The sequence below is a fragment of the Polaribacter sp. NJDZ03 genome (genome assembly GCF_019263805.1).
Classification (GTDB): Bacteria; Bacteroidota; Bacteroidia; order Flavobacteriales; family Flavobacteriaceae; genus Polaribacter.
In genome coordinates this window covers 2,002,470-2,021,574 of sequence record NZ_CP079195.1, presented here as the reverse complement: position 1 = coordinate 2,021,574, position 19,105 = coordinate 2,002,470, and the positions used below count along the sequence as shown (strand labels likewise).

At 30.0% G+C, this 19,105-nt stretch carries 20 protein-coding genes; 8 read left to right on the top strand and 12 right to left on the bottom strand.

Annotation, left to right across the window (positions count from 1 at the left end; all coding sequences use genetic code 11):
• The first annotated feature begins 59 nt into the window (after positions 1–59).
• From lpxB to KV700_RS08700, 4 genes are all read left to right on the top strand, one after another.
• Positions 60–1,169 carry a lipid-A-disaccharide synthase gene (gene lpxB / locus KV700_RS08715; protein ID WP_218599784.1) on the top strand — a complete coding sequence of 370 codons (1,110 nt, stop codon included), beginning with the start codon at positions 60–62 and terminating at the stop codon, positions 1,167–1,169.
• A gap of 200 nt (positions 1,170–1,369) precedes the next feature.
• Positions 1,370–1,528, top strand: coding sequence for a hypothetical protein (locus KV700_RS17280; RefSeq protein ID WP_240914573.1), 159 nt, complete (start codon positions 1,370–1,372; stop codon positions 1,526–1,528).
• Between the two features lie 35 nt (positions 1,529–1,563).
• Positions 1,564–2,046 carry a C40 family peptidase gene (locus KV700_RS08705; protein WP_218599783.1) on the top strand — a complete coding sequence of 161 codons (483 nt, stop codon included), beginning with the start codon at positions 1,564–1,566 and terminating at the stop codon, positions 2,044–2,046.
• Between the two features lie 155 nt (positions 2,047–2,201).
• On the top strand, positions 2,202–4,100 hold the full coding sequence (locus KV700_RS08700) for a ComEC/Rec2 family competence protein (protein WP_254712994.1): 1,899 nt from the start codon (positions 2,202–2,204) through the stop codon (positions 4,098–4,100).
• Between the two features lie 213 nt (positions 4,101–4,313).
• Here the strand turns inward: KV700_RS08700 and KV700_RS08695 are convergent, their stop codons facing one another.
• The 4 genes from KV700_RS08695 to KV700_RS08680 all read right to left on the bottom strand — a co-directional run bounded on the left by KV700_RS08695 (position 4,314) and on the right by KV700_RS08680 (position 10,299).
• Positions 4,314–4,835, bottom strand: coding sequence for a DUF255 domain-containing protein (locus tag KV700_RS08695; protein ID WP_166384305.1), 522 nt, complete (start codon positions 4,833–4,835; stop codon positions 4,314–4,316).
• A 185-nt stretch (positions 4,836–5,020) separates the two neighbouring features.
• Complete coding sequence (locus KV700_RS08690; RefSeq protein WP_166384307.1) at positions 5,021–6,589, bottom strand: peptide MFS transporter; 1,569 nt, start codon at positions 6,587–6,589, stop codon at positions 5,021–5,023.
• A gap of 74 nt (positions 6,590–6,663) precedes the next feature.
• Entirely contained in the window at positions 6,664–8,085 is a 1,422-nt protein-coding gene (locus tag KV700_RS08685) for a peptide MFS transporter (protein WP_166384309.1), read from the bottom strand.
• 12 nt (positions 8,086–8,097) lie between these two features.
• Positions 8,098–10,299: a S9 family peptidase gene (locus KV700_RS08680; RefSeq protein ID WP_218599781.1), complete on the bottom strand. Its 2,202-nt coding sequence runs from the start codon at positions 10,297–10,299 to the stop codon at positions 8,098–8,100.
• A 111-nt stretch (positions 10,300–10,410) separates the two neighbouring features.
• Here KV700_RS08680 and KV700_RS08675 point away from each other — a divergent pair, with 111 nt between their 5' ends.
• From KV700_RS08675 to KV700_RS08660, 4 genes are all read left to right on the top strand, one after another.
• Positions 10,411–12,171 carry a hydroxymethylglutaryl-CoA reductase, degradative gene (locus tag KV700_RS08675; RefSeq protein ID WP_368384772.1) on the top strand — a complete coding sequence of 587 codons (1,761 nt, stop codon included), beginning with the start codon at positions 10,411–10,413 and terminating at the stop codon, positions 12,169–12,171.
• A gap of 107 nt (positions 12,172–12,278) precedes the next feature.
• Entirely contained in the window at positions 12,279–13,205 is a 927-nt protein-coding gene (locus KV700_RS08670) for a GYDIA family GHMP kinase (RefSeq protein WP_218599779.1), read from the top strand.
• 55 nt (positions 13,206–13,260) lie between these two features.
• The gene (locus KV700_RS08665; RefSeq protein ID WP_218599778.1) at positions 13,261–14,472 is read left to right on the top strand and encodes an NAD(P)/FAD-dependent oxidoreductase; all 1,212 of its coding nucleotides are present in this window, start codon (positions 13,261–13,263) and stop codon (positions 14,470–14,472) included.
• 203 nt (positions 14,473–14,675) lie between these two features.
• Positions 14,676–15,230, top strand: a complete 555-nt coding sequence (locus tag KV700_RS08660) for a thioredoxin family protein (RefSeq protein ID WP_166384321.1) — start codon at positions 14,676–14,678, stop codon at positions 15,228–15,230.
• 6 nt (positions 15,231–15,236) lie between these two features.
• On the opposite strand, the gene KV700_RS08655 is transcribed toward KV700_RS08660, so the two are convergent.
• From KV700_RS08655 to KV700_RS08620, 8 genes are all read right to left on the bottom strand, one after another.
• Positions 15,237–15,620, bottom strand: coding sequence for a VOC family protein (locus KV700_RS08655; RefSeq protein WP_166384323.1), 384 nt, complete (start codon positions 15,618–15,620; stop codon positions 15,237–15,239).
• 225 nt (positions 15,621–15,845) lie between these two features.
• Entirely contained in the window at positions 15,846–16,343 is a 498-nt protein-coding gene (locus tag KV700_RS08650) for a hypothetical protein (RefSeq protein WP_166384325.1), read from the bottom strand.
• A 117-nt stretch (positions 16,344–16,460) separates the two neighbouring features.
• Positions 16,461–16,835: a hypothetical protein gene (locus KV700_RS08645; RefSeq protein WP_166384327.1), complete on the bottom strand. Its 375-nt coding sequence runs from the start codon at positions 16,833–16,835 to the stop codon at positions 16,461–16,463.
• Between the two features lie 149 nt (positions 16,836–16,984).
• Complete coding sequence (locus KV700_RS08640) at positions 16,985–17,281, bottom strand: TM2 domain-containing protein (protein WP_166384329.1); 297 nt, start codon at positions 17,279–17,281, stop codon at positions 16,985–16,987.
• Positions 17,282–17,383: 102 nt separating this feature from the next.
• A complete protein-coding gene (locus KV700_RS08635; protein ID WP_218599777.1) occupies positions 17,384–17,617 on the bottom strand; it encodes a hypothetical protein in 234 nt (77 codons plus the stop codon).
• Positions 17,618–17,626: 9 nt separating this feature from the next.
• Positions 17,627–18,232 carry a thiamine diphosphokinase gene (locus KV700_RS08630; protein ID WP_218599776.1) on the bottom strand — a complete coding sequence of 202 codons (606 nt, stop codon included), beginning with the start codon at positions 18,230–18,232 and terminating at the stop codon, positions 17,627–17,629.
• A 62-nt stretch (positions 18,233–18,294) separates the two neighbouring features.
• Positions 18,295–18,630, bottom strand: a complete 336-nt coding sequence (locus KV700_RS08625; protein ID WP_165733783.1) for a hypothetical protein — start codon at positions 18,628–18,630, stop codon at positions 18,295–18,297.
• Positions 18,631–18,741: 111 nt separating this feature from the next.
• Entirely contained in the window at positions 18,742–19,080 is a 339-nt protein-coding gene (locus KV700_RS08620; protein WP_166384335.1) for a hypothetical protein, read from the bottom strand.
• Positions 19,081–19,105 lie beyond the last annotated feature (25 nt).

The following is a 19,105-nucleotide window of genomic DNA, read 5'->3' as shown; positions in this document are numbered from 1 at the left end:
AGCACAGTCGAGAGGTTTAATAAGGTCTCGACTGCGCTCTAGTAAACAAGTAAAAACTTATGAAATATTATATAATTGCAGGAGAAGCTTCTGGAGATTTACATGGTTCTAATCTAATGAAAGCATTGTATAGAGAAGATGCAAATGCAGACATTCGTTTTTGGGGTGGAGATTTAATGCAAAATGTTGGCGGAACTTTGGTAAGTCATTATAAAGAAAGAGCTTTTATGGGCTTTTTTGAAGTTATAATGAACCTTTCTAAAGTATTGGGTTTTATTAAATTTTGTAAAAAAGACATTGCTCAATTTAAACCAGATGTACTTATTTTGATTGATAACTCTGGGTTTAATTTACGCGTTGCAAAATGGGCAAAAGAGCAAGGTTTTAAAACCAATTATTATATTTCTCCGCAAGTTTGGGCAAGTAGAGCAAGCAGAGTAAAAGATATTAAAAGAGATATCGATAAAATGTTTGTAATTCTTCCTTTTGAAAAGGAGTTTTATAAAAAATACGACTATAATGTAACCTTTGTTGGGCATCCTTTAATTGACGGAATTGCAGGTAGAAAACAAGTAAAAGAAGCCGCTTTTAGAAAAGAATACAACCTAACTGATAAACCAATTATTGCCTTGTTACCTGGAAGTAGAAAGCAAGAAATTACTAAAATGCTTTCTGTAATGCTGTCTTTAATTAATGATTTTTCTGAATATCAGTTTGTAATTGGAGGTGCTCCTAGTCAAGATTTTAGTTTTTATCAAAGTATTATTGGTGATAGAAAAGTAAGTTTTATCAACAATAAAACATACGATTTGTTAAGTGTTTCTTATGCAGCAATTGTTGGGTCTGGTACAGCAACTTTAGAAACTGCTTTGTTTAAAGTACCACAAGTAGTTTGTTATAAAGGAGGAAACATTTCTTATCAAATTGCGAAAAGAATTATCACTTTAAAATTTATTTCTTTGGTGAATTTAATTATGGATAAAGAGGTGGTAAAAGAATTAATTCAGGATGATTTTAATAAGAAGAATTTAAAAACCGAATTGACTAAGATTTTAGATGATACCTATCGAGAAAAACTATTTTTAGAATACTTTGAATTAGAGAAAAAATTAGGTGGAAAAGGAGCTTCAGAAAAAGTGGCGAAACAAATTGTAAGTGATTTAAAATAAGAAGGTAATTAGTTTTAAGTTTCATGAATTATAATAATAAAAAGTTTAAAGTTGTTCAAAACGTTGATAATGGAGAAACTTCAAAAGAAACTATTTTTACATACAAGTAAAAAGGTGCTATTTTAACGTCTGAATATAAAGGCGGACAAATAGTTAAAGGTCATTTAATAGGTCTTGTAGATGAGTATGGAAATATAGAAATGCGTTATCACCAAGTGAATCTTAAAGGAGAATTAATGACAGGTATTTGTTACTCTAAACCTGAAATTGCTGCTAATGGAAAAATTACTCTTTATGAAAATTGGACATGGACTTCTGGTGATAAAACAAGTGGAACTTCTGTTTTAGAAGAAGTTTAATTATAATACAAATGATAGGTAAAAGAATATTTAATATGAAGAAATGGAGTTTTTTAATAGTTGTAATTTCTTTATTATTAAGTTCTTGCTCATCCACTAAAACGGTTGTTAAAAAGACACAAAAACCAATTACTAAGGCGGATAAAATAGTAGCAAATGCCTTAGAATATAAAGGTGTTCGTTACAAATTTGGAGGTACTACCAATAGAGGTATGGATTGCTCTGGAGTGATATATGTTGCCTTTGGAAGCGAAAACGTACAATTGCCAAGAATCTCTAGAGATATGGCAAAAAGAGGTCATAAAATTGCTGTTAGTAAAGTTAAAAAAGGTGATTTACTATTCTTTAAAACTAGTAAAAACAGACGAGGAAATATCAATCATGTTGGCTTGGTGGTTTCCCATTCAAAAGGACAAATTAAGTTTGTACACGCCACTACTTCTAGAGGTGTAATTGTTTCTACACTATCAGAAAAATACTGGAAAAATGCCTTCGTAAAAGCAACAACAATCTTGTAATTAATAGTTAACTTTTTTTTTAGTAACTTTAACTTGCTATGAAAAGGTTGTACAATTACATACCCTTGCACTTTGTTGTGCTTGTAATTATTGGAATTTGTTTCCAGTTTTTTACCCAATTTTGGACTTTTAGTTTTCTTAGAACCACGATTTTTTTGTTAGGTTTAACTGTTTTATTCTTTCTGATAAAACATAAGGTTTTAAGAACATGTACTGCTTTTATTTTATTCTTTGGTATCGGTGTTTCGGCTGTTTATGTGAGTGATGAAAGAAATTATGATTCATATTATCAACATCATTTAAAAGATAATTCTAAGGTTGTTTTACAGATTCATAAAATATTAAAACCTGGGAATTATTACCAAAAATATGAGGCTGTAATTGTTCAGGTTGATGATTTGAAAACTACAGGAACAGTACTTCTAAATGTTAAGAATGATAGTAGTGCAAATTCGTTACAAATTGATGATCAGTTATTCTTAAAACCTACTTTAAAAGAGCTAATTCCGCCTTTAAATCCGCATCAATTTAATTATAAGTCTTATTTAGCAAAACAAGGTATTCATCATCAATTATTTGTGGAAGAAAATCAATTTTTAAAGATGGATTCTACGGCTAATACCTTATTTGGATTGTCGGCTATTTTTAGAAATCAAATTCAGGAGGCGTTAGAAAAATACCATTTTAAACCAAACGAATTAGCGGTCATAAATGCACTGTTATTAGGTCAGCGACAAGACATTTCTAAAGAATTAATTGTAGATTATCAACGAGCAGGAGCTATCCATATTTTAGCTGTTTCGGGTTTACATATTGGTATATTACTACTCATTTTATCCTTTATTTTTAAACCCTTAGAAAGAATTAAATATGGTAATTTTTTAAAAACCACCCTTATTGTTTTACTCCTTTGGATGTTTGCTTTTATTGCGGGGCTTTCGGCGTCGGTAGTTAGAGCCGTAACCATGTTTACTTTTTTAGCAATCGGTTTGTCTTTTAGAAGGAAAAAGGTAATTGAGTTTTCATTTATTTCGTCCCTATTTTTTTTACTACTAATAAAACCAATGTTTCTGTTCGATGTTGGTTTTCAATTAAGTTATTTAGCCGTTTTCGGTATACTTTGGGTTCAGCCAAAGTTGTATAAAATTTACAAACCAAGATATATACTTGACAAGAAGGTTTGGCAATTGTTCACCGTTTCAATAGCCGCTCAAATAGGAATTTTGCCTTTGAGTATATATTATTTTCAACAATTTCCAGGATTATTTTTAGCTTCGAATCTTGTGATTATTCCTTTTTTAGGGGCTATTTTAATTGGAGGGATTTTAGTTATTATTGGAGCACTTTTAAATATTTTACCTCAGGTTTTAGCAAATATCTATGGAGTTATTATTTCTTGGATGAATGGTTTTGTAAGTTGGGTTTCTCATCAAGAAGAATTCTTATTTAAGGAAATTTCCATTTCATTTATTACTATGTTGTTTTGGTACTTACTTCTCTTTTTAGGAGTTTCTTTTTTTATCAAAAAATCACCTAAAAGTCTGATTTACTTTTTAGTTTCAATACTATTTCTACAAACTATTTTTCTTATTGAATCGAAAGAAAATAAATCGAAAGAAGAATTGATTGTATTTCATAAAAGTAGGTTTTCTGTGATTGGAAAGAGAGTAGGAGAACAACTCTTTTTACAACACAACTTAGATAGTATTCGCTTAAAAAATGAAAATAGTATTAAAACATATAGAGTTGCAGAAGGTATTGATGAGGTTAAAGAATTCAATTTTAAGAACTTCCTCCAATTTTCTAAAAAAGATATTTTACTGATTGATAGTTTGGGTGTTTATACCATTTCCGGAATGGTAAATCCAATTGTAGTGTTGCAATATTCGCCAAAAATAAATTTATCAAGATTGATAAAAACAATAAAACCATCACAAATTATTGCAGATGGTTCTAATTATAAGAGTAGTGTTATCCTTTGGGAAGAGACTTGTTTAAAATATCAAATTCCATTTCATTATACAGGTCAAAACGGAGCGTTTATTGTGAAGTAAACCTCCTGCAAGGTTTCAGAAACCTTGTAGGTGTATAATCTACAATAGTATTATACCAAATGAATTTTAAAATGATTGATGATAAATTTAAATTATTTTTTCTTAATAAGAGATAGAAAATCTAATCATAGCCATAGCTACGATTCTATTTTATATTGAATTAGTAAGGAAAAAGAAATGAATTTAATCAGTCATTTTGATGTTTATTTGGTATTATTTTAAATTACTTTTAAAATTGTTATCAAAGTCTTCCCATTTTTTAGTTTTGTATAGTTCTTCAGAAAAAAAGACCAATACTTTTTCCATGATTTCTTTGTCTAAATAACCAGGAATTTTATCTAATAATTTTACATCTTCCGACAAAAATAGCGTGGTAGGATACGACAATTTACCATCCATTAAAGAAGCTGCAAGTTGGTGATAACCTCGTCTACCTTCTTTTTGAAATTTAAATGTATGATCATTAAAAATGATATCTTCTTTACCCTCACCATCTAGTTTAACGGCATAAAAGTTTTTATTGATATAATTGCCAATTGTTTTATTAGAATAGGTATTTAAATCCATTTTTTTACAATAGCCACACCAATCTGTATAGATATCAACTAAAATAGGTTTTGGATTCTCTTTGTTTAGTTCAATAGCCTCTTCAAAACCAAGCCATTTAATATTTTCTTGAGCGTTTGTATTTAAATAAAATAGAGAAATAGCAATAAGTAATATTCGTTTTTTCATGAATACTGAGTCGTTATAATTTTGTTGAATTTACAAAAATAAGTGATTGTCTAAAAAGTATTGAATCTTGTCATACTGAACTTGTTTCAGTCTCTAAATTAACTGAATTTAATAACTCACACAAGAATCTGAAATAAATTCAGATTGACAGAAAAACTTACTTTTTAGACAACCATTTTCTCCATTTACTTTACACCGTGCATTAGTTTCTTTAATAATGGTGTTAAACTCATTACTAAAACACCAGCAATGATAGGTACAAAAGTAAAAATTAAAAAGAAAGTACTCATAGAGTATTCTGTAGTTATTTTATCAATCATTCCTCCCATCAATCCAGCTAATTTATTTCCCATACCAACTGCAATATACCAAAGACCAAACATCATTGCAATCATTTTTCCTGGTACTAATTTAGATACGTAAGACAAACCTACCGGAGATAAACTTAATTCACCTAAAGTGTGAAGTAAATATGCTAAAATAAGCCAAATAACACTTACAGAAGCCGTTTTTGCTCCTTGAGGAATACTTGCTGATCCATAAGCTAAAACTAAAAACCCTAATCCTAATAATATCAATCCGATACCAAATTTTACGGTTGCTGGTGGATTGTATTTACTTTCCCATATTTTAGAAAATAAGGGCGCAAATGTTATAATAAAGAATGAATTTAAGATACCAAACCAAGAAGCAGGTATTTCCGTAGAAACTTCACTAAACTGGTTTTTTAACATGATGATTACGATAACCCATATTATTGCAAAACTGATTCCTAAGAAAAGATTAGATAATGCATATTTTTTAAAAGTAATTTTAAATAAACTAAATAAAACATACGTAATAATAATTAAAGGAACAATCGTAAGTAGTGTATTTGCTATTCTAAAAATATTTGCAGCGCTACCTTCTAATACTCTATTGGTATAATCTTTAGCAAAAATAGTCATAGAACCACCCGCTTGCTCAAATGCTGCCCAAAAGAAAATAGTAAAAAATGCTAAAATACCAACAACAATATATCTGTCTCTCTGTACATTGCTTGGTACGTCGTCATAACTTTTTTCTTCTTTGTTAGCAACTGCATCAGATAAATCAACAGCTTTACTAGGCTTTGTACCAACATTACCAAAAATGCTTTGCGCAAAATAGAATTGTAACATTCCGAAAAACATAAAAATACCAGCTAAACCAAAACCAAAATGCCAGCCATAAGTTTCACCTACATAACCACAAAGCATAATACCTAAAAAAGCACCAGCATTTACACCCATATAAAAAATAGTAAATGCACCATCTTTTTTTTCTTGAGCGTTTTTATAAACACCATTAATAATTGAAGTAATATTAGGTTTAAAGAAACCATTTCCTGCAATTAATAAACCAATACCAACATATAATGCCCAAGGAGTATCAAATGCCATAGACGCATGCCCAAGTGTCATTAATAAAGCACCTATAACAACTGCGTTTCTATAGCCTAAAAATCTATCGGCTAAAATACCTCCAATAATAGGAGTAAAGTATACTAACATGGTATAAGTACCGTATAGACTTAAAGCTTCTTCACGACTCCAAGCCCAACCACCATCGGTTAATGATGAAATTAAAAAAATAACTAATAATGCACGCATTCCATAGTATGAAAAACGTTCCCACATTTCTGTGAAAAATAAAATAAATAAACCTGCTGGGTGTCCTAGCAATAATTTATTGTTCATTTCTGAACCTTCAAATCTGTATTTAGCGGTATTCATGTAAAAAAGTTAAAATTAATTTATAAAATAAAAGCCTCATAATTGAATTTATGAGGCTTTTAATTTGTTTGTTATTAGTCTGCTAATTCAAAGCCTTCAGTTTCTTCGTTCTTGGTACTTATTCTATCTTCGGCACCGTGTGTTAACCTCTTTAGTGGTTTTAGAATTGCTATAAGTAGTAAACCAAAAATTGTACAAGTTATTGCAATTCCGGTAAAGACTTCAAAGTCTCCTGCGTTTTCAGAAAGACCTCCAATAAAACCAGCAACTTTGTTCCCTAAACCTGTTGCAGCAAAATAAGCCCCCATCATTAAGGAAGCATATTTTAATGGCGCTAGTTTTGTTATAAAAGACAATGCTACAGGAGAAGCACATAGCTCTCCAATAGTATGAAAAAGATATGCTAATATTAACCATATCATTGCAGATTTTTCTGCTACTTCATCACCATTCATTACAACTTCAGAAGCAGCTTTACTCATAAAGAAAAAACCAAAAGCCATAATAATTACACCTATTGCCATCTTAAATAAAGAAGATGATTCTTTTCCTTTATTTTTCCATTTATGCCAAAAAGCACCAACAGCGGTTCCTAAAACAATTATAAAAAATGCATTTACAGATTGAAAAACAGCTGCAGGAATTTCATTTCCAATAAGAGGTAAAGAAAATGATAACATTCTATTTGTTTTTTGTTCTGTATATAAACTCATTAATCCTCCGGCTTGTTCAAAAGCACCCCAAAAAACAATAATAATTAAGAAAGATAAAAACATTACTAACATTCTATCCTTTTCAATTTTACTTAAAGGTTTTTTTAATAAGTCTTTGTTAGGTGAATCGTCATTACCAATAAAGTTACCAACTGTACCTAAATATTTTGTACCAAACATATATACAATTTGACCTAGTGCCATACCTATACCAGCTAAACCAAAACCATAATGCCATCCATATTTAGCGGCTACTGCACCTACTAATATTGCTCCTAAAAAAGCACCTAAATTAATTCCGATATAGAATACATAAAAACCTTTATCTCTTCTGTCGTCTCCTTGTTTGTATAAACCACCAACCATTGTAGAGATATTTGGTTTTAAGAAACCAACACCAATAACAATAAAAATAAGACCTGTAAAAAAGGCCCATTGTGCATTAATAGCTAAAATTCCATGACCTATACATAGTAAAACTCCACCGACCATTACAGCCTTTTTTTGACCAATAAATTTATCTGCAATCCAACCTCCAGGAATAGATGTTAAGTAAACAAACATGGTATAAGTTCCGTAAAAAGATAGAGTTTCTCCATTAGACCAACCAAAACCAGATTGTGGATCTCCCATTATAATTGGAGCAGCAAGATATAAGGTTAAAATTGCTCGCATTCCATAATAAGAAAAACGTTCCCACATTTCAACAAAAAATAATACATACAACCCTACAGGATGTCCAAATAATTCTTTTTCGTGTGGTTTTTTTATTAAATTACTCATAAGTTTATTCTTTTATTTAGTTGATTCTGTATTTAAATTTTCGTCGATAAAGTTAGTCATTTTTGTGTACAAATTTAAACGTGTATTTCTTCCTCTATAAATTCCGTGTGTTCTGTCTGGTACAATAAACATATCGAATTGTTTATTTGCTTCAATTAAAGAATTTATCATTCTATAAGAATTTTGTACATGTACATTATCATCTCCAGTTCCATGAACTAAAAGGTAGTTCCCTTTTAATTTATCTGCATAGTTAAATGGAGAATTATCATCATAACCACTTGGGTTTTCTTGTGGAGTTTGCATGTAGCGTTCTGTGTACACAGAATCGTAAAAACGCCAAGAAGTAACAGGTGCAACGGCAATTGCTGTGGTAAAAATGTCATTTCCTTTTAAAATACAGTTTGTACTCATAAAACCACCAAAAGACCAACCCCAAATACCAACGTTATTTTTGTCGATATAAGATCGTTCCACTAATTTTTTAGCTGCTGCTATTTGATCTTCAACTTCATATTTACCCAATTCCTTTTGAGTAACCTTTTTAAAATCTGCACCTTTAAAACCAGTTCCGCGTCCATCAATACAAACCACAATAATTCCTTTTTGCGCTAACATATTGTGCCAGTAATCATTGCTTCCGTTCCAAGTATTTCCAACTTGTTGAGAACCTGGGCCAGAATATTGAAACATTAACAAAGGATATTTTTTGTGTTCATCAAAATCTAAAGGTTTCACCATCCACATATTTAAATCGTTTCCGTTAATATTAATGGTAGAAAACTCTTTCGGACTCATTTTATAGGTTGATAATCTTTCTTTTAAAGCATCATTATTTTTAATCACCTTTAACATTTTTCCTTTACTATTATATAAAGAATAAATAGGAGGTGTTTCTGCCGATGAATACGTGTTGATAAAAAAGTTTAGATTTTTACTGAAAGAAGCAGTGTTTTGTCCATCTTTATTACTCAACAATTCTTTACGCTTTCCATTTAAGTTGATAGAGTAAACCCCTCTATTAATAGAACCGTTTTCTACAGATTGATAATAAATAGTTTTCTTACTTTCATTAAAACCATAGTAGTTGGTTACTTCCCAATTTCCATTTGTAATTTGATTGATTAATTTTCCGTTAAAATCATAATGATAAATATGATTGTAACCATCTTTTTCGCTAGTCCAAATAAAACTGTTATCAGCTAAAAAAGTAAGGTTGTCGGTAATATCTATATATGCTTTGTCTGTTTCATTTAATAATAAAGTAGCAGTAGCATTTTGAGTACTTACTTTATATAAGTTTAAGTTATTCTGATGACGATTTAAAGTAGTTGCGACTAAAACATCAGTATCATTAGACCATTTAATTCTAGGAATATATTCATAATCTCCTAAAGTAATTTTCTTTGTATTTTTAGAAGAAAGCGTATACATGTGTAAAGTAACATCTGCATTTTTCTCTCCGGCTTTTGGATATTTAAAAACTTGTTGTGTTGGGTATAATTCAGTACCAACAACATCCATAGAAAAAGTAGGAACATTGGTTTCATCAAAACGTAAATACGCCAAATGAGTTCCGGTTTTATTCCATTCAAAAGCTCTTACAAAAGCAAATTCTTCTTCATACACCCAATCTGTAATTCCGTTGATGATTTCATTTATTTTACCATCCGTAGTAACTTGAGTAATTTTGTTTGAAGCCACGTTTTTAATGAAAATGTTATTGTCTTTAGCATACGCTACATTTTTATTATCCGGAGAAAAAACAGGTTCTTGAATTGCCTCACCAATTAAAGTCAATTCTTTAGAAGCAATATCATAAGCATAATACGTTCCTTTTTTAGAGTGACGATAAATTTGCTGGAAGTTGGTTCCTAATATTAGTTTGGTTTCATCATTATTAAAACTATAAGAAGAGAAACTATTTAACCCTTTTAAATCGGCACTATTTACAATTGTTTCAACTTTTTCTAAAGTTTTGTAACTGTATTTATCCACAGTTACCGATCTAGATGACCTATTAAAATCTAAAACAGCATAATAATCGCCATTCATAGAATTTAAAGAATTCATTCTTTCTGCAGAAAATGTTCCGTTCCAGATTTCTTCTAATGTTATGTTTTTTTTGTTTGATGTTTTATTTGCATTTGTTTGTGCAAATGTTATACAGTTAATTAATAGTAAAATAACTGTAAGGGAGACTCCTTTTCTCATTGTAGACCTTGTATTTGATAAAAGTTTGCCAAGTTTACGCAAAAATCCATAAAAAATATCTTAAAAATCCATAAATGTTGATTATCTATTAATGTTTTAACAGTTTGACTTATCTTTGTTGTTGATAGTTTTATACACAAATTAATGAGCAAACTTATTTCTGGTTTTTCTAAGTTAACGAAAGATGAAAAAATTACTTGGTTAACAGAGCATTATTTCCATAATCATACCAAAACTAAAGATATAATTAAACAGTATTGGAATGATAATGATGATTTACAGCAATTACATGATGATTTTATAGAAAATACAATTTCTAATTTTTACATGCCTTTTGGTATTGCACCAAATTTTGTAATTAATGATAGAACTTATGTAATTCCTATGGTAGTCGAAGAAAGTTCTGTGGTAGCAGCAGCTTCTTTAGTTGGTAAATTTTGGAGCAAAAGAGGAGGGTTTAAAACAAGGGTAATCGGTACCACAAAAATTGGGCAAGTCCATTTTATGTATGCCGGAGACAAAACGAATCTTGAAGATTACTTTAATAAAAATAAAACGGAATTATTTGCAGCAACGGCTTCCATCACTAAAAATATGGATAAACGTGGCGGTGGAATTTTAGATATAAAATTAGTTGATAAAACTGATAAATTAGAAAACTATTACCAACTACACGCAACCTTTGAAACCAAAGATTCAATGGGCGCAAACTTTATAAATTCCTGTTTAGAAGCCATTGCTAAAAAGTTTGAAAAAGACGACATAGAAATTGTAATGAGTATTCTTTCTAACTATGTTCCTGAGTGTTTGGTTAGGGCAGAAGTGAGTTGTAAGATAGAAGAATTAGGTGGTGAAAATCCTCAGAGATTTGCAGAGAAGTTTTACCAAGCAGTAAAAATTGCAGAAATAGAGCCTTATAGAGCGGTTACGCATAATAAGGGAATTATGAATGGAATTGATGCCGTTGTTTTGGCAACCGGTAACGATTTTAGAGCGGTAGAAGCTGGAGCTCATGCTTACGCATCAAGATCTGGACAATATGCAAGTTTATCTCATTGTACTATTGATAATGGGGTTTTTAAATTTTGGATTGATATTCCGTTAGCTTTAGGAACCGTTGGTGGCTTAACAGGTTTACATCCTTTGGCAAAGTTATCTTTAGAAATGTTGCAAAAACCATCTGCCAGAACCTTAATGCAAATTATGGCAGCAGCAGGTTTGGCTCAGAATTTTGCAGCTTTAAGAGCATTAACTACTAAGGGAATTCAGCACGGACACATGAAAATGCATTTGCAGAATATCTTAAATCAATTTAATGCAACAGAAGAAGAAAAAGAAATAGTTACTGCTTTTTTTGATAAAAAAACGGTGACTCATTCTGCTGTGGTAGAAAAAATAGATGCTTTAAGAAAACCGTCTATCAATTGGATAGATTTTTTTAATAAGAACTTAGTAAGTTATAAACTGTCTAAGATTGATGAAAATACAAAGCCACTTTTTGGAAAAATGAATGGGCAACAAATGATAGAACATTTAAGCTTTTTAGTACAAATTTCTAACGGAAAAGTAGCTGCTGATTATTATGTTTCTGATGAAAAAGCAGCAAGAAGAAAGCCATTTTTAAACACCGAAGGAGAATTGCAAGTTGGATTTAAAGCAAGTATGTTGTCTGAAGAACCAAATGCCTTAAAATTTAATTCTGTAGGAGAAGCAATCCATGATTTATTTACTCAAATAGATGCTTTTAAAATTCACTTTGAAACAGCTAAAGCTGAAAATCATCCATTTTTTGGGGAATTAGATTATGAATATTGGCAGAAATTTCATGTAAAACATTTTACACATCATTTTAAACAATTTGGGTTGGTATAAATGGTTATAATTTGGCTAAAGCCAATTTTAATTTAATAATTATATTCGTCATCTGCTAAAGCAGAATGCAATTCAATAGGATGTAATTAAATATTAATTAACAAAAAATGAATTTTTATTCTAACGGAAAATTATTATTAACAGGAGAATATCTTGTTTTAGACGGCGCAAAATCTTTAGCAATTCCAACTAAATTTGGACAAGATTTAGTAGTGGAAAAAATAAAAGAACCAGAAATTATTTGGGGAAGTTTTACACACACCGGAGAATGTTGGTTCGAGGCTGTTTTCGATTTAAAAAAACTACGTTTGATAAATTGTACTTTCAATTCGGATAAAGAAGGAAGCGGAGAAGTTATTGCAGAAACGCTGTTAGATATTTTAAAAGAAGCAAAAAACTTAAATCCAGATTTTTTAAAGTCAGAAAACGGATTTATAGTAAAAACAAACCTTACATTTCCAAGAAATTGGGGATTAGGAACTTCATCAACATTAATAAATTCGATAGCTTCTTGGGCAAAAATAGATGCTTTTAAGTTGCTTTGGAATTCCTTTAAAGGAAGTGGTTATGACATTGCTTGTGCACAAAATGATACACCAGTTTTTTATCATATTAAGGATAAAAAACCTGTTGTAGAACAAGTAGAATTCAACCCGAGTTTTAAAGAAAATTTGTTTTTTGTACACTTAAATCAGAAGCAAGATTCTAAAGAAGGAATTGCAAAATTTAGAGAAAGTAATATCAATTTTGATAAAGAAATAAAGAGAATTTCAGAAATTTCTGAGGCACTTTTAAAAGTTGAATCATTAGATAAATTTGAAGATTTAATAATTGAGCATGAACAAATTATCAGTTCAATTATCAAACTAAAAACAGTAAAAGAAAAATTATTTCCAGATTATTTTGGAGTAATAAAAAGTTTAGGAGCTTGGGGAGGAGATTTTGTGTTAGTAACAGGAAATTCGGATACACCAAGTTATTTTAAAAATAAAGGGTATGAAACTATATTGACTTACAGTCAGATGGTTTTATAAACTCACATAAGACCTCACAGGTTTTTAAAACCTGTGAGGTCTCAAAATAAAAAACATGAAAAAAGTAATCATTATTGGAGGAGGAGCAGCAGGATATTTTACAGCGATAAACGCGAAAGAAAATAACCCTGAATTAGATATTACGATTCTCGAAAAAGGAAAAGACGTTTTACAGAAAGTAAAAATTTCTGGAGGTGGAAGATGTAATGTAACCCACGCATGTTTTATTCCGAAGGATTTAACAGAATTCTATCCAAGAGGAAAAAAAGAATTGTTAGGGCCTTTTCATCAATTTATGACAGGCGATACTTTTGAATGGTTCGAAAATAGAGGAGTTCCTTTAAAAATTGAAGCTGACAATCGTGTTTTTCCTGAAGCAAATACAAGTCAGGCAATTATAGATTGCTTTCAAAACGCTGTTGATAACTTAGGAATTAAAGTGTTAACAAACTGTGGTGTAAATTCGGTTTCTCAACAAGATAATAAATGGATTATCAACACCAAAGAGCAAGTTTTTGAAGCAGATAAATTAGTAATCGCTGCAGGAAGTTCTAAAAAAGTGTGGGAGTTGTGTGAAACTTTAGACCACGAAGTTATAGAACCTGTTCCGTCTTTGTTTACGTTTAATATCAATGATAAACGTTTGGTAGATTTATTAGGGACTTCAGTTCCAAACGCAACGGTTACCATTTCTGGAACAAAATTAGAGGCTTCCGGACCTTTGCTAATTACACATTGGGGAATGAGTGGACCTGCAGTTTTAAAATTATCCGCCTTTGGCGCAAGAATTTTAGCAGACAAAAATTATCAATATAATGTTGAGGTAAACTGGTTGTCTAGACCTACAGATAAAGTATTAAATGTTCTTTTAAATTTAAAAAAGAAAGAACCAAGAAAAACAGCTATTTTAAAATCGCCATTTGCAGAGGTTTCTAAAAGATTATGGGAACGTTTTGTAATTGCAGCGGGTATAAAAGCGACTCAGAATTGGGCAGATTTAAATAATGCTCAATTAGAGGCTTTAGCTAATCAACTAACAAAAGGAGTTTTTAACGCAAACGGAAGAACTACTTTTAAAGACGAATTTGTAACTGCTGGAGGAGTGGATTTAACAGAAATCAATTTTAAACGTTTTGAAAGTAAAAAGCATAAAAATCTATTTTTTGTAGGGGAAGTTTTAAATATTGATGCTGTTACCGGAGGATTTAACTTCCAAAATGCGTGGACAGGTGGCTTTATTTGTGCGAACGCTTTGGCCGAAGATTAGTGAAATATTTGTTTTACAAACGTGTCATTCCGAATGAGGGACAAAGAGGAATCTTGTAATAATGATGAGATTCCTCAATCGCCGAAAAAGGCTCATTTTAGAATGACATTCTGAATATAAAATTAAAAATAATTTCTCCACAGAGATACGCAGAAAACATGAGTTATGTAATCTATGTTTCTATGTGGTAAAAGACAATAATTATGGCAAGAGCAGAATCTAACGAGTTTAAAAACGGAACAAAAGCACCAGATTTCAATTTATTAAATACGGTTGATGATACTTTTCTTTCTTTAGAAAAAGCGAAAGGAGAAAAAGGAACCGTAATTATGTTTATTTGTAATCATTGTCCGTTTGTGATTCATGTAAATACTGAGTTGGTAAAAATGGCGAATGAGTATCAGCAAAAAGGAATTAATTTTATTGCGATTAGTTCTAATGATGTAGAGAATTATCCGCAAGATTCACCTGATTTGATGACGCAATTGGCAAAAGATGAAAACTATCCTTTTCCGTATTTATATGATGAAACGCAAGAAGTAGCAAAAGCATATGATGCTGCTTGTACTCCAGATTTTTATGTTTTTGATGAAAGTTTAAAAGCCGTTTATCACGGACAATTAGACGATTCTAGACCAGGAAACGGAAAGCCAGTAACAGGAATTGATTTATGTAACTCTCTAGACAATTTATTAGAAAATAAACCAGCTTTAGAAAACCAAAAACCAAGTATGGGGTGTGGAATTAAATGGAAATAGTATTTATTAGATATCATTATTTACTTCAATCCAATATCCATTGGGATCTTGAAAATACACTTGTAGAATTCCATCATTTCTAACATAGTCTTTGTTTGTTGTACCGATCCAATCGGAATACTCAATTTTTAATTCTTTTAAATGTAGTATAAATGTGGCAATATCTGTGGTTGATAAAGCAAAATGTACAGCTTTATTCGTTTTAATGATCGCATCAGGACGAGGAATTATATGAAGTTGTTTTCCTTCCCCAAGAGATAACCATCTTGTCTTTGAATTAGAAGCAGTATTTTTAATTTCTTTTAGTTGAAGTACTTTTTGATAAAACGCTATAGATGTATCTACATCTTTTACAGAAAGGGCAATATGATTAAATATAAAAGGTTGCATTTATAAAGTTTTATGAGGAGTTTACTTTTCCTAACAACAAAACTAATAAAGAATATCTAATTTCAATTGACGTGCCTCTTTTATTTTAATCAAATTCAATATAGTTTTTTACATCAATTTTCAGGGAAACATCAACGAACTAATGGGTGTTGAGTACTTTGTAAATAAGAACGAATCTTACTTTGTGTATATGAATAAGTAAGATTCGTTATTATTTTAAGGGTATTATGCAGCTTTATTTTGTTGCTGATTTTGAAGTAATGAATTAATTACTTTGTTCCATTTTTCTATAGAATCGAATTCGTTACCAGGTTGAAAATTAATATCTGAATTATAAAATTCAAGAACAATACTAGGTTTGTTTTTACCAATAACGTTCAGTTTTAAGTTTAATTTATCTAGTGTTGTTTCGTTCTTCCCTATAGATTTACTGATGTTATTTATCTCGCTGTTTTTAATAGTGTTAAGATCTATAAATTGAAGATTAACTTGCTCTTTTGTTTTTTGTAAAAATGAAATTGCATGTTTATTTTCATCTAAACCAATAGCATAACACTCACTAATTTCGTGTTCTGTAATTTCAGAATTATGCTGTTTTGCAAACTCTATCAACGAGTTTAATACTTTTTTTTCTTTATTTTTTTTGTTTCTATTTGTTAATACAAAAGGTAGTGCACATAATGCAATACATATTACTCCTATTATTATTGTACCTAAATCCATTTTATGTTTTTTTAATTTTTTTGATATACTGGTTTTTATATGAAACGGGTATCCGCAACATATCAATGTTTTATTTTAACTACGCAAAAGGTAGTTGTTAGTAAATAAAATAAAGGGTTACCAAAAATTATGGAAGGGAAAAATAAGATCAGACTTTCGTTGTCTAATCAGGGTGTTTTCTAAGTAGTTTTTATACTGTTTAAACTTAGAATTAAACTCTTGTTTAGTCGTATAAGAAATTGCTAATAAATCGTCTGAAGACAATTTAAAATTGGGTAATGAAAAATCTATTGTTTCAGAAACTAAGTTTTCTGATTGTTGTGTATGCGCATGAAATACTTTAGAAGCTGTAACTAAATAGGTAAGCTGTTCTGTATCCTGTTTTGCATTTTGCGCGCTAAAATAAGATGTTGTATTTGCAGAAAGATACATCCCAGAACAATAAATTGAAATGAGTAATAGTACTTTTAGTATTTGGTGTTTCTGCTTCATTATTTTTTGCCATACAAATTATGACACTGCAAAATTAGTTAATTTTATAATAGGAAAAATAAAAAAGTGTATTTGTTGTATAATAATTAACTATTCTAAAAAAAAATGCAACCAAATGAAATATAACATTGTTGCATTTTTTAAATATATTAATTTCCTTTAACAGCTGAAATCATAGCCAATTGTCTAGCTTGATCATCTTCCCTTTCTCTCTTTTCTATCTTGTCAATTTTTCTATATATCTCGGCGTTATGTCTTTCAACTTTTCCAGAAATTGTAAAAAGATCTATTAATGCCCAAATTCCAAGTCCACCGAATGTAAACCAGAATAATAATTGAATTCCCCATTTTCCTAGATAAGCGTAATGTGTACCAAATACAAATAAGAAAAGTAAATAGGCAGTTCCGCTTGATTTAATTTGAGATTGAAGTAAGTGTTTATTCATTGTTTTTAATGTTAAGTTATAATTATCACAAACTTAACTTCTCTTAAAGTAAAAATCTTACGGTTTTCCGTAAGGTGTCTTTGTTTTTTTAAGAAAACGAAATTATCCAACTTCTCCACGATGCGGTTTTAAAGCATCTCTATAAACTTTCATATCTTTTTCATCTACGGTAATAAAGGCAGAAAATAACATTGGGTTCTTTTCTTCAATAGCTATTTCAAAGAAAGTTAAGTTTTCCATTTCTGCAAACTCTTTTAAGTGAATAGTATGATGTTTTGCTGTTTGTGCTGCATCTGGACCTCTAAAATCCCATAATAATTTTATTTTTCTAGACATTTATTTGTTTTAATGGTTGATGAAAATGAATAACTCGCCATTTTCAAAAGTAATTTTTATATTATCTTGAATGGCCTTATTTCTTGTGCCAATTCGTTCGCCAAAAGTTAAATCTTCACTTTTTAAAGGGTATTGTAAACCTTTTGTTGTTATTTTCTCTGCCTTTGGAAAAGGAACTAAAGAGACTGTTTTATCTATACAATTAGAAATTGATGTGCTTTTATCAGCTAAAAAATAATGACTATGATTATCAAAAAAGGTAAGGTTTAATTTGTTTTTCCATTGAATTGCCGTGTGTAAATTTCCTAAAAAATGATCTTGTTCTTTTCCGCTTGCTCCGTAAACATCAATATTTTTATAACCTTTATCAAATAGAATTTGTAATATTTTATCAAAATCTGTAAAATCTTGATTCGGAGTATGAATTACCTCAATATCTTTTGGTAAATTTTCTAGAGAGTCAAAATCGCCACTAATAAAATGAGGTGTAGTATTTTGTTCTTTTAAAAACTGATACGCGCCATCTGTAGCACAAATAATTTCATATTCGTCTAAATCAGGGAGTGTTTTTGGCGGTTCTCCGTTTAACAATAGAAAGACAGTTCCTTTTTTCATGGATGCAAAAATACCCATTTCAAAATTAATGAAATGGGTGTTTTGAAAGTGATTATTAGGGTTTATTTTTCTTTTATAATAAGTCCGATTATTCCTAATCTGGCAATTAAAAAAATTGTCATACCAATTATTGTTGGTGTTATGGAATATTTGAAACCTACTGCTAGAACACCAGCTGATGAGTCTGTAGCAATAGCAACCATTTCGAATATCCAAAACAATTCTTGAAAAAGACACCCAAATCCAAAAACTAGAGCAAAAAGACTTATTTGTTTAACAAGTTCTCTGTTTTTCTGTGTATTATTTTTAATGCTTTTTATAAGTAAAATGATAGTAATAATAAAAATGATAATTAATGGGATTATAAATAAAGGATATCCGTTTGTGATTGTTTCCATAGTATATGTTTTAAAGTTCGTTTTTAAAATAGTAAGAATGTTTGTTCTTATAATATAATTGAGACCAGTGGATAGTTTTTAATTTGTTTTTACTAAAACTGTTTTTTTTGTTTATTCTTTTTTCATCCAAGTAAGTGCAATTACACCTAATCTGCCAATAAGAAAAATGATAAAACCAAATATAACTGGTGTAATTTCGCATTTTAAGCCTATTCCTAAGACCTGGTGAGATACATCATTCGCTATTGCAATCATAGTAAACATTTGGTACAAACCAATAAAAAGGTTTAAAAAACCAAATACAAGTGCAAATAAACTGACAGATTTAATGAGTTCCCTATTTTTTTCTGAATTTATTTTAAAACCCTTCATGACTAAGAAAAGTGTTAAAAGTAAAAGAATAATTAAAGGAATCATAAATGTATTGCCTCCATCGATAATATATTTCATAATATAAGTTTTTAAATTCGTTTCA

Excerpts from the sequence above, each read along its gene's own strand:
- lpxB (WP_218599784.1), top strand. The coding sequence starts at position 60 with ATGAAATATTATATAATTGCAGGAGAAGCTTCTGGAGATTTACATGGT.
- KV700_RS08705 (WP_218599783.1), top strand. The coding sequence starts at position 1,564 with ATGAAGAAATGGAGTTTTTTAATAGTTGTAATTTCTTTATTATTAAGT.
- KV700_RS08685 (WP_166384309.1), bottom strand. The coding sequence starts at position 8,085 with ATGAGTAATTTAATAAAAAAACCACACGAAAAAGAATTATTTGGACAT.
- KV700_RS08665 (WP_218599778.1), top strand. The coding sequence starts at position 13,261 with ATGAAAAAAGTAATCATTATTGGAGGAGGAGCAGCAGGATATTTTACA.
- KV700_RS17280 (WP_240914573.1), top strand. The coding sequence starts at position 1,370 with ATGCGTTATCACCAAGTGAATCTTAAAGGAGAATTAATGACAGGTATT.
- KV700_RS08670 (WP_218599779.1), top strand. The coding sequence starts at position 12,279 with ATGAATTTTTATTCTAACGGAAAATTATTATTAACAGGAGAATATCTT.
- KV700_RS08655 (WP_166384323.1), bottom strand. The coding sequence starts at position 15,620 with ATGCAACCTTTTATATTTAATCATATTGCCCTTTCTGTAAAAGATGTA.
- KV700_RS08640 (WP_166384329.1), bottom strand. The coding sequence starts at position 17,281 with ATGAATAAACACTTACTTCAATCTCAAATTAAATCAAGCGGAACTGCC.
- KV700_RS08635 (WP_218599777.1), bottom strand. The coding sequence starts at position 17,617 with ATGTCTAGAAAAATAAAATTATTATGGGATTTTAGAGGTCCAGATGCA.
- KV700_RS08620 (WP_166384335.1), bottom strand. The coding sequence starts at position 19,080 with ATGAAATATATTATCGATGGAGGCAATACATTTATGATTCCTTTAATT.
- KV700_RS08625 (WP_165733783.1), bottom strand. The coding sequence starts at position 18,630 with ATGGAAACAATCACAAACGGATATCCTTTATTTATAATCCCATTAATT.
- KV700_RS08645 (WP_166384327.1), bottom strand. The coding sequence starts at position 16,835 with ATGAAGCAGAAACACCAAATACTAAAAGTACTATTACTCATTTCAATT.
- KV700_RS08690 (WP_166384307.1), bottom strand. The coding sequence starts at position 6,589 with ATGAATACCGCTAAATACAGATTTGAAGGTTCAGAAATGAACAATAAA.
- KV700_RS08650 (WP_166384325.1), bottom strand. The coding sequence starts at position 16,343 with ATGGATTTAGGTACAATAATAATAGGAGTAATATGTATTGCATTATGT.
- KV700_RS08695 (WP_166384305.1), bottom strand. The coding sequence starts at position 4,835 with ATGAAAAAACGAATATTACTTATTGCTATTTCTCTATTTTATTTAAAT.
- KV700_RS08660 (WP_166384321.1), top strand. The coding sequence starts at position 14,676 with ATGGCAAGAGCAGAATCTAACGAGTTTAAAAACGGAACAAAAGCACCA.
- KV700_RS08680 (WP_218599781.1), bottom strand. The coding sequence starts at position 10,299 with ATGAGAAAAGGAGTCTCCCTTACAGTTATTTTACTATTAATTAACTGT.
- KV700_RS08630 (WP_218599776.1), bottom strand. The coding sequence starts at position 18,232 with ATGAAAAAAGGAACTGTCTTTCTATTGTTAAACGGAGAACCGCCAAAA.